The organism is Sulfuricurvum sp. MLSB, assembly GCF_000747095.1.
GTDB lineage: Bacteria > Campylobacterota > Campylobacteria > Campylobacterales > Sulfurimonadaceae > Sulfuricurvum.
The window spans coordinates 1-1,281 of record NZ_JQGL01000111.1 but is presented as its reverse complement, the minus strand read 5'-3'; the positions used below and the strand labels follow the sequence as shown (position 1 = coordinate 1,281).

Sequence of the window (1,281 nt, the reverse complement as noted above, 5' to 3'; positions counted from 1 at the left end):
CGTACCCGTGCGCATCGGGATCGAACTTCGACTCGCAGTACGGGATCAGGGCAAAAAACGGTGGGATACCAGCCTCGCCAAACGCCTCTTCGATCTTTTTTTGTTCTGCGGCAGTAGCGCGATAGCGTTTATGCAGCAGGGAAACGGAAGGGGAATAGCGTTCCAGCAGCAGTGAGAGCGTTTTGGAATCGGAAAGCGTTTCGTCTGATTCGAGCATCTGCAGCGATGCATTGATTTTGTCGGTCGGAAGTTGAGCGCCGCTCAGACTGAGGGCGATGACGAAGGATAAAAGCAGTAAATAACGTATCATTGGGATATTGTATCATATTCGTCGTTCATATATTTAACCGGAAACCCCGATTTTGGTTGCCGTGAGGAAAAGGTAATCTTTCCCAGTGACGGTCACCCTGAATTTCTTTTGCTGCAGGTATTTTTTGCAGTAGTGGACATCCTTCACCAGCAGCGACATCTCCGAATAGGGATAGTTCGGAGCTTTGGCGCCGTAAATCATCTCTCCACCCATCCAGCGACAGTTGGGAAAGCCCAGTATCATCGCCCCGCCGTTTGTCAGGTATTTCTGTACCAGTTTCATAAAGAGCGGTTTGAAATCCAATCCGCTGCTTTGGAGCGTTCCGATTGTGACGATGAGGTCAAACCGTCCCAGCCCCAATGACTCCAGATCGTTGATGTCATGGACATAAAATGATGCGTTCCCCTCGTCGAACCTCTCCCGCGCGAGTGCAATGGCCGAGGCGGAATGATCGATTCCGACGAGTTCGAGATTTTGGTAGCTATCCGGAGAGAGTATGCGGCGTATCAGGTCGAATTCGTCACCCGTATTGATCCCGAGATTGAGGATGCGTACCCGCTCGCCCACTCGGACGCTGCGAAGCGCGCGCAGGTAGGCGTGTAAAAAGGCGGGTTCTTCGTTTTTGTGTACGGCCGCGAAGCGCGACGCGGTGCCGTATTTTTCCTCTTTTTCGTCGCTGCGGTGAAACGAATCGCTCAGATCGAGTTTCTCATACGTGATCGCCACGGTGTGCGCATCGACGGGGGTCGGCGTGCGCATGCGGCAAAAGAGGATTTCCCCAAGATCGCTTAGCGCTTTGTACGAGCGGTAGCAATACGTTATCCCATCCAGCGTGATGGTTTCCCCCGCATAGCGGCCGTGCGAGACATCGGGGTTCAAAACGCACAAGCTGACCGTATCCGATTCTTTCAGAGAGTTTTCGATCCATGCGAGGATATCGGTGAGAGGTTCGGAGGTAAATCGTTTCACGG

Annotated in this window: 2 protein-coding genes; both read right to left on the bottom strand. The window is 52.7% G+C overall.

Annotated elements, in window-relative coordinates; genetic code table 11:
- A partial coding sequence (locus JU82_RS07905; RefSeq protein WP_037949137.1) for a hypothetical protein occupies positions 1-310 on the bottom strand: 310 nt, incomplete at its 3' end.
- 33 nt (positions 311-343) lie between these two features.
- Positions 344-1,281 (bottom strand): methyltransferase domain-containing protein (locus tag JU82_RS07900; RefSeq protein WP_366921372.1); only part of this gene is annotated, 938 nt, incomplete at its 5' end.